This window comes from Streptomyces sp. RP5T (assembly GCF_003933965.1).
In the GTDB taxonomy this organism is placed as follows: domain Bacteria; phylum Actinomycetota; class Actinomycetes; order Streptomycetales; family Streptomycetaceae; genus Streptomyces.
The window spans coordinates 1-8,038 of record NZ_RSAJ01000390.1 but is presented as its reverse complement, the minus strand read 5'-3'; the positions used below and the strand labels follow the sequence as shown (position 1 = coordinate 8,038).

Below are 8,038 nucleotides of genomic sequence, written 5' to 3'. Positions count from 1 at the left end.
CAACGGGACGGATGAGCCAGCGACTTGTCCGGCGTACGGGCACCGGCCGACGACCGGTGCGGGCGGGGGCCGCGCTCCGGGCGCCGCGCCTGAACGGGTCCATCCCGTGGACGTCCCGGCGTCGGGGGCGGTCCTGGGCGATCATGAGGGGCATGCCCGTCGACACCACCACTCCGCAGTCCCTCACCCTCCCCGGATCCAAGTCCGTCACCGCCCGCGCCCTGTTCCTGGCCGCCGCGGCCGACGGGGTGACCACCCTCGTCCGCCCCCTGCGCTCGGACGACACGGAGGGCTTCGCCGAGGGCCTGGTACGGCTCGGCTACCGGGTGGGCCGTACGCCCGACACCTGGCAGGTGGACGGCCGGCCGCAGGGACCGGCGGTCGCCGAGGCGGACGTGTACTGCCGGGACGGCGCCACGACCGCCCGCTTCCTGCCCACCCTGGCCGCGGCCGGCCACGGCACCTACCGCTTCGACGCCTCACCCCAGATGCGCCGCCGTCCGCTGCTGCCGCTGTCGCGCGCGCTGCGCGACCTGGGGGTGGACCTGCGGCACGAGGAGGCGGAGGGACACCACCCGCTGACCGTGCGGGCGGCGGGCGTCGACGGCGGAGAGGTGGTGCTCGACGCGGGCCAGTCCTCCCAGTACCTGACCGCGCTCCTGCTGCTGGGCCCCCTGACCCGCCGGGGACTGCGCATCCGCGTCACGGACCTGGTCTCGGCGCCGTACGTCGAGATCACCCTCGCGATGATGCGGGCGTTCGGGGTGGAGGTGGCCCGGGAGGGCGACGTCTTCGTGGTCCCGCCGGGCGGCTACCGCGCCACGACCTACGCGATCGAGCCGGACGCGTCCACGGCGAGCTATTTCTTCGCCGCGGCGGCACTGACCCCGGGCGCCGAGGTGACGGTCCCGGGGCTGGGCACGGGCGCCCTCCAGGGCGACCTCGCCTTCGTGGACGTCCTGCGGCGGATGGGCGCCGAGGTGACCGTCGGCGCCGACGCCACCACGGTCCGCGGCACCGGCGAACTGCGCGGCCTGACGGTCACCATGCGCGACATCTCCGACACCATGCCGACGCTGGCCGCGATCGCCCCCTTCGCCTCCGGCCCGGTCCGCATCGAGGACGTGGCCAACACGCGGGTCAAGGAGTGCGACCGCCTGGAGGCCTGCGCGGAGAACCTGCGGCGGCTCGGCACGCGGGTGTCCACGGGCCCCGACTGGATCGAGATCCACCCCGGGACGGCCGCCCCGGCGGGCACGGAGATCCGGACGTACGGCGACCACCGCATCGTCATGTCCTTCGCGGTCACCGGCCTGCGGGTGCCGGGAATCTCGTTCGACGACCCCGGCTGCGTACGCAAGACTTTCCCCGGTTTCCACGAGGCGTTCGCGGAGTTGCGCAGGGGCATCGGGAGTTGATGAGACGGTGGGCTTCCAGCTGAAAGGGCCGGTCCTGGAGGGCGAGTTGGTGCGCCTGGAACCCCTGGACCACGGGCACACGGCGGACCTGGCCGTGGCGGCGGAGGAGAACCGCGGCACCTACGCCTACACGTGGGTGCCCAGGGCCGACGAGGTCGGCGACTACGTCGACGCCCAGCTCGCACGGGCGGCGACGGGAGCGCTCGCGCCCTACGCCCAGGTGTCGGTGGCGACGGGCCGGGCGGTGGGGGCCACGTCCTTCTGGGAGCCGCGCTGCTGGCGCTCGCCGGAGCAACTCGACGCCGTGGAGGTCGGGTTCACCTGGCTGGGAGCCTCGGCCCAGGGCACGGGCGTCAACGCCGAAGCCAAACTGCTGCTCTTCCAACACGCCTTCGAGGAGTGGGGCGTGCAGCGGGTCGACCTGAAGACGGACGCCCGCAACGACCGCTCACGCGCCGCGATCCAGAGCGTCGGCGCCCGCTTCGAGGGCGTCCTGCGCAACTGGTCCCGCTCCTGGGCCCCGGGCGAGGACGGCCGCCTGCGCGACTCGGCGATCTTCTCGGTCACGGCGCAGGAGTGGCCGCAGTGCCGGGAGGGACTCCGGGAGCGGGTGACGGGGTTCGTGGCGCGCCGGGGGTGAGACGGACCGGAACTCTGGAGGACCTGGTGCTGTTGCGCGATGTCACGGTGGACGACGTGGACGCCTACGTCCGGATGCGGTGCGATCCCGTCATGATGGCCGACCTCGGCGGCCCGCTGCCGCGCACGGGCATGGCGGACAAGGTGCGCCGGGACGCCGAGGAGGCGGCGGCCGACCAGTCCTGGATCAAGATGATCGTCCCCGATCCGGACCGGCCCGAGGTGGTGGCGGGGGCGGTGACCATCTGGTCCCACGACCCCGGCGGCGGCCCCCTCTCGGAGATCGGCTGGATGGTGCTTCCCGAGTTCCAGGGGCGGGGCCTGGGAAAGCGCGCGGTCGGCGCACTGCTCGCGCAGGCGTGGGCCGCGCACCGCTGGGGCGACATCCACGCCTTCCCTGCGACGAGCAACGGGCCCTCGAACGGCATCTGCCGCTCACTGGGCTTCCGGCTGCTCGGTGAGGTCGACATGCCGTTCGCGGACCGGGTCCTGCGCAGCAACCACTGGTCGATCACACCGTCGTGAGCCGGAGGGCGACGGTCACGCCTCCTCCGGGGCCGGCATCGCCCGTAGCTCGGGTGTGTTCGCGCCGACCCAGGCCACCGCCGCCACGCACATCAGGCCGCCCGCGATCAGGGCCGTCACTCCCGAACTCCAGCCCGCGACCAGGCCGCCGCGCAGGTTGCCCAGATGCGGGCCCGCCTGGCCGACGATCGTCTCGGCGGCCGTGACCCGGCCGAGCAGGGCGTCCGGGGTGCGGGTCTGGACGATGGTCGTACGGGAGAGGACGGCGAGGGCGTCCGCCGCGCCGGCCAGCGCCAGGACGCCCAGGCCCACCCACGCGCTGGTGGTCAGGCCGAACAGCGCCAGGGCCGCACCCCAGGCCGCCGACGCGCACAGCATCACCGGGCCGGGCCGAGCCAGGCGGGTGACCGGGCCGGAGAGGACCGTCGCGGCGACACCGCCCACGGCCAGCGCGGACAGGAACAGCCCCAGGGTGCGCGGATCGCCGCCGAAGCGCTCCTCATTGACCAGCGGGAACAGGCTCACCGGCATGGACAGCACGGTCGCGGCCAGATCGGTCAGCAGCGCGCCGCGCACCACCCGGTGACCTGTCAGGAAGCGCAGCCCGTCCACGACGCCGTGCAGACCGGGGCGGGACTTGTCCCCCTCGGGCGGCAGCGCGGGCAGACCGAAGGCGCCGTAGAAGGACATCGCGAAGCTCAGGGTGTCCAGGAGGTAGCAGACGCCGATGCCCCACCAGCCGAGCACGACCCCGGCGACGGCCGGGCCGACCAGCATCATCGCCTGGCCGGTGACCTGCTGGAGCGCGAGACCGGCGGCCACCTGCTCCCTGGGCAGCAGTCGCGGCACGAACACACCGGCGGCGGGGGCGCCGAGCGCGGCGAAGGAGGTCTGCGCGGCGACCAGCAGCAGGACCACCAGCACCGGCGCGTGCCCGGCGAAACCCTGCACGGCCAGCAGCAGGGAGCAGACCGCCGAGCCGACGGTACCGGTGAGATACACCCGGCGCCGGTCGGCCCGGTCGACCCAGGAACCCGCGAACAGGCTGACCCCGACCATCGGCACCGCCTGCGCGACGCCCACCGCGCCGCTCCAGACCGTGCTGTGGGTCATGTCCCACACCTGGTACATGACGGTCACCATGGTCATGAAGCTGCCCAGCGTGGACACCGTGCGCCCGAACAGCAGCCGCCGGAAGACGGGCGAGGTGCGCAGGGGCCGTACATCGAGGAACGTACGGCTGAGACTCATGACACGGGGCGCGGAGGCGGGGCGGGCGGATGCACCCGGGGACGCTATCCGGCCGCGTCCGCCCCCGCATCCGAGTTTCTCTCCGTCGGCGGAGTCGTTCAGGCGGGGTCGTTCATGCGGAGTCGTTCAGGAGCCGGGCCAGGTGGTCGCGGCCCGTGCCCAGCAGCTCCTCCAGCGGCGCGGCCGCCTCGTACCAGCGCTTCTCGTACTCCCAGCACAGCCAGCCGTCCCAGCCGTGCCGGGAGAGCACCTCCACGCACTCCGCGAGCGGCAGGACGCCGGCGCCGAGCGCGACCGGGGTGGTGTCCTCGGCCGACGCGATGTCCTTGACCTGGACGTATCCGAGGTACGGGCCGAGGGCCGCGTAGGTCTCGGAGGGCTGTTCACCGCCGAGCCAGGTGTGCATGACGTCCCAGAGCGAGCCCACCTGACGGTGACCGACCGGGCCGAGGATCCGGATCGCGTCGGCGCCCGTGCGGTGCGAGTCGTGGGTTTCGAGGAGGATGCGCACGTCGAGGTCGCCGGCGTACTCCGCGGCCGTACCGAGCCGCCGGGCGGCCGTGGCGTCGGCCTCCTCGCGGGACTGGTCGGAGGCGGCGCCGGGGAAGACGCGCACGAAGCCGGCGCCGAGGTCGCGGGCCAGGTCCAGGAGACGGTGGATCTCCTCCACGACGGGTTCGTCGTCGCCGGGGGCGGCCACGCGCGCGTACCCGGCGAGGCCGAGGACCTCCACGCCCGCCGCCTTGAACTCGGCGACCGCGTCGGCCCGTTCGGCGAGCCCGATACCGGGGTGCACCGGCTCCTCCGGATGCGCGCGCAGTTCTACTCCGTGATAGCCGTGCGTGGTCGCGAGCCGCAGCACGTCGGTGAGGGGGAGGCCGGGGACACCGAGGGTGGAGAACGCCAGTTTCATGCGCTCTACTCTCACCCCGTGGAGTCGGTGAGGTCCAGCCCGGGAGGGGCCGGGGGTGGCGAGTGGCTCAGCCACTCACCAGCAGACTGGCTCAGCCACTCACCGCCCGCACACCGCGCGCGTCCCCTCACTCACCCGCACCGGTCAGGTCCAGTCGCCAGTCCTGGCCGTTCAGGTCCCTGCCGAAGGAGCGGTGGGGGTTCTCGGCGGCCAGGACGAAACCGTGGCGCTGGTAGAGGCGGCGGGCCGCGGCGAGGACGTCGTTGGTCCACAGCACCAGCTCGCGGTAGCCGACCTCGCGGGCGAAGCCGACGACGGCCGACACCAGCCGGTCCCCGATGCCCAGTCCGCGCGCCTCGGGCTCGACGAGGAGCAGCCGCAGCCGGGCGGTCGCGGGAGCGTCGTCCCGTACGCACATCACACAGCCCACCGGCCGGCCGTCCAGCTCGGCGATCCACACCCGCTCCAGATGCGGATCGTGGTCCTCCGCGAAGTCGGCGACGATCCTCGCGACCAGGGCCTCGTAGTCGGCGTTGAAGCCGTACTCGGCGGCGTACAGGGCCGCGTTGCGGGCCACGATCCAGCCGAGGTCCCCTGGGCCCGGCTCGCGCAGCACGACGTCCTCGCGCCGACGGGGAGGGCGGCCGTCGGACAGGAGGGTGCGGACGGTGTGCATCGCCTCGGTGAGCCGGGGCCGGTCGGCCAGGGGGACGGTGGCGAGGAGCGCGCCCACCGATTCGTCGGCGCGCTCGGCGAGCAGCGCGGCGGTCTCCCGGCCCCGGGAGGTGAGCGTCACCCGCACCCGGCGCGGGTCCTCGCGGGAAGCCGTCCGCTCGATCAGCCCGTCCCGCTCGAACTTGTTCAGGATGCGGCTCAAGTACCCCGCGTCCAGCGAGAGCTCGGTGCGCAGGTCGGCCGCGTCGGTGCGCGGGGAGTGCGCGAGTTCGTACAGCACGCGGGACTCGGTGAGGGTGTACGGGGCGTACAGCCGGCGGCTGTAGTCGAGGGCGCCGATGACGTTGGTGTAGAAGCGGTTGAAGGCGCGGACTTCCTGGACGGTCATGACCGGTCGACCCCCGGATGTTTGACTGAGTCAGAGATACCGATGGGTCGAGCGTAGGACGTCCGCGCCCGCCGCGGCTACCCCTCGGTGACCGGCCGGTAGACGCACACCTGGACGCCGGTCTTCCCGGTGGTCGTGGAGACCAGCTCGAACGGCCGCTTGGCGCCGTCCTCCGGGAAGATCGACTTGCCGCCGCCGAGCAGCACCGGCATCACGATGAGCTGGAGCTCGTCGACGAGCCCCTCACCGATCAGCGTGCGGACGAGGGTGGGGCTGCCCATCATCGCCAGCTCGCCGCCCTCGCGCTCCCGCAGCGCACGGATCCGCGAAACGGCCTCGGAGCCGGGGATCCGCTCGGTGTTGTTCCAGGTCAGCTCGTCGTCGCCGAGGGTGTCCGTGACGACGTACTTCTTCAGGGAGTTCAGCCGGTCGGCGAACGGGTCCCCGGCGCGCTCCGGCCAGGCCCCCGCCATCGTCAGATACGTCCGCCGCCCGTACAGCAGCGCCTCGGCGCGCTCCATCCCCTCGGTGAACGCCGGTCCGAGCACCTCGGCGTCGAAGTACGGGTGCGACCAGCCCCCGTGGGCGAACCCGCCGTCGGTGTCCTCCTCGGGCCCGCCGGGCGCCTGTACGACGCCGTCCAGACTGATGAACTCACTGACCACGATGCGCATGGGACTCACTCCGGTTCCTGGTGGGTTACGGCCATACAGACCGCGGGGGACGGTGGAACTCATCGGTGGAGAGCGTATGCACCGGAGCGAGCGCCTCGGCGTGCGCCGGGTGGCACGGGCGCCCGCGACCGCCAACTCCCCTCGAACGGGTGAAACGGCGGCCACACGGCAAGGGACAGGAATCGTTGCCGCCCCAGCTCACGGAGGTGCGCGAGTGCGTCAACTGCGTGTTCCGCCCGCCCGTTCGGGTCAATGTCGTGCATTCACCTGTTCTCCCCATGTTGCTTGAATTCTCCCGAATGATCGAAAAGGCGGGGAGCAAGTGGAAAAACGGTCCTCCAAGGGTGGGGCGACAGTACTGATCGTCGGTGCGGGACCCGCCGGGCTGGTGCTCGGCAATCTGCTGCTGGCGGCCGGCGTGGACTGTCTGATCGTGGAGCGGAGCAGCCGCGCGCACGTCGAACGGCGTGCGCGGGCGGGCTTCCTGGCGGCCGAGACGGTCCGTGTCCTCGTCGGCAACGGCCTCGGCGCCGGTCTGCTGGCGCGCGGCCGGACGCACGGCACCTGCGTCTTCCGCACCGAGCGCGGGGAGTTCGCCCTCCGGTACGGCAGCCTCGGCCGCGGCGAGGCCCACACCGTCTACCCGCAGCAGGACCTGGTGTCCGACCTGGTGGCCGAGTTCCTGCGCCGCGGTGGTGACCTGCGGTTCGGGACCCCGGTGAGCGAGGTGGGCGGCCTGGACGGCGAACGGCCTTGGCTGATGGCCCACGGCCCGCAGGGGCCGTACCGCCTGACGGGCCGGTACGTCGCGGGCTGCGACGGCCGGCAGGGGACGTGCCGACAACAGATCCCCGCGGGCGAGGTGCGCGCGCACCGGCGGCGGCACGGCGTGTCCTGGCTCGCCCTGCTCGTCGGGACACCTCCCGCGCTGCCCGCGGTCACCTACGCGGTGCACGAGCGCGGCTTCGCCGGGCACATGGCCCGCACTCCCAGCGTCACCCGGTACTACCTCCAGTGCGAGCCCGGCACGGACCCCGGCTCCTGGAGTGAGACGGCCGTCTGGGACGAACTCGACCTGCGCATGCGGGCGGAACGATTCGGCCCGCTGCGCCGGGGACCCGTCCTGGAGCGTGCCGTCGTCGACCTGGAATCCGACGTGCTCGACCCGATGCAGTACGGACGGCTGTTCCTCGCGGGTGACGCGGCGGGCCTGATCAGCCCGTCCGCGGCCAAGGGGGCCAACCTCGCCGTCATGGCGGCCCAGACCCTGGCGCGGGCGTTCACCACCGCCGTCCACGAGGGGGACGAGGAGCCGCTGGCCCGGTACTCCGCCACCTGTCTGCCGAGGATCTGGCGGGCCCAGGAGTTCTCCCACTGGATGATCGGCCTGCTGCACGCGCCCCACGGGGACGACGAGGAGTCCCGCTTCCTGCGCGCCCTGCGCGACTCCCGCCTGGAGAACCTGCGGACCTCAACCGTCCAGCAGCACTCCTTCGCGGACAACTACGCGGGCCTGTAGCGCACTTCACGGCCCGCCCCAGCCTCAGTCCCGCTC

General features: G+C 73.0%; 8 protein-coding genes. 4 read left to right on the top strand and 4 right to left on the bottom strand.

Annotated features, from left to right (window positions below; genetic code table 11):
* Positions 1-152: 152 nt before the first annotated feature.
* From aroA to EHS43_RS30870, 3 genes are read left to right on the top strand one after another with little or no spacing between them, the layout of a single operon-like run.
* The gene (gene aroA / locus EHS43_RS30880; protein WP_125193993.1) at positions 153-1,418 is read left to right on the top strand and encodes a 3-phosphoshikimate 1-carboxyvinyltransferase; all 1,266 of its coding nucleotides are present in this window, start codon (positions 153-155) and stop codon (positions 1,416-1,418) included.
* 7 nt (positions 1,419-1,425) lie between these two features.
* Complete coding sequence (locus EHS43_RS30875; RefSeq protein ID WP_125193992.1) at positions 1,426-2,058, top strand: GNAT family N-acetyltransferase; 633 nt, start codon at positions 1,426-1,428, stop codon at positions 2,056-2,058.
* Between the two features lie 26 nt (positions 2,059-2,084).
* Positions 2,085-2,582 (top strand): GNAT family N-acetyltransferase, encoded by a 498-nt coding sequence (locus tag EHS43_RS30870; protein ID WP_125193994.1) that lies wholly within the window; start codon positions 2,085-2,087, stop codon positions 2,580-2,582.
* Positions 2,583-2,597: 15 nt separating this feature from the next.
* Here EHS43_RS30870 and EHS43_RS30865 read toward each other — a convergent pair whose 3' ends face one another.
* The 4 genes from EHS43_RS30865 to EHS43_RS30850 all read right to left on the bottom strand — a co-directional run bounded on the left by EHS43_RS30865 (position 2,598) and on the right by EHS43_RS30850 (position 6,483).
* A complete protein-coding gene (locus EHS43_RS30865; protein WP_125193991.1) occupies positions 2,598-3,833 on the bottom strand; it encodes an MFS transporter in 1,236 nt (411 codons plus the stop codon).
* A 112-nt stretch (positions 3,834-3,945) separates the two neighbouring features.
* Positions 3,946-4,746, bottom strand: a complete 801-nt coding sequence (locus EHS43_RS30860) for a sugar phosphate isomerase/epimerase (RefSeq protein ID WP_125193990.1) — start codon at positions 4,744-4,746, stop codon at positions 3,946-3,948.
* 127 nt (positions 4,747-4,873) lie between these two features.
* Positions 4,874-5,809, bottom strand: coding sequence for a bifunctional helix-turn-helix transcriptional regulator/GNAT family N-acetyltransferase (locus EHS43_RS30855; RefSeq protein ID WP_125193989.1), 936 nt, complete (start codon positions 5,807-5,809; stop codon positions 4,874-4,876).
* A gap of 77 nt (positions 5,810-5,886) precedes the next feature.
* The gene (locus tag EHS43_RS30850) at positions 5,887-6,483 is read right to left on the bottom strand and encodes a dihydrofolate reductase family protein (RefSeq protein WP_125193988.1); all 597 of its coding nucleotides are present in this window, start codon (positions 6,481-6,483) and stop codon (positions 5,887-5,889) included.
* A gap of 322 nt (positions 6,484-6,805) precedes the next feature.
* Here EHS43_RS30850 and EHS43_RS30845 point away from each other — a divergent pair, with 322 nt between their 5' ends.
* Entirely contained in the window at positions 6,806-8,002 is a 1,197-nt protein-coding gene (locus EHS43_RS30845) for a 4-hydroxybenzoate 3-monooxygenase (RefSeq protein WP_125193987.1), read from the top strand.
* Positions 8,003-8,038: the final 36 nt, after the last annotated feature.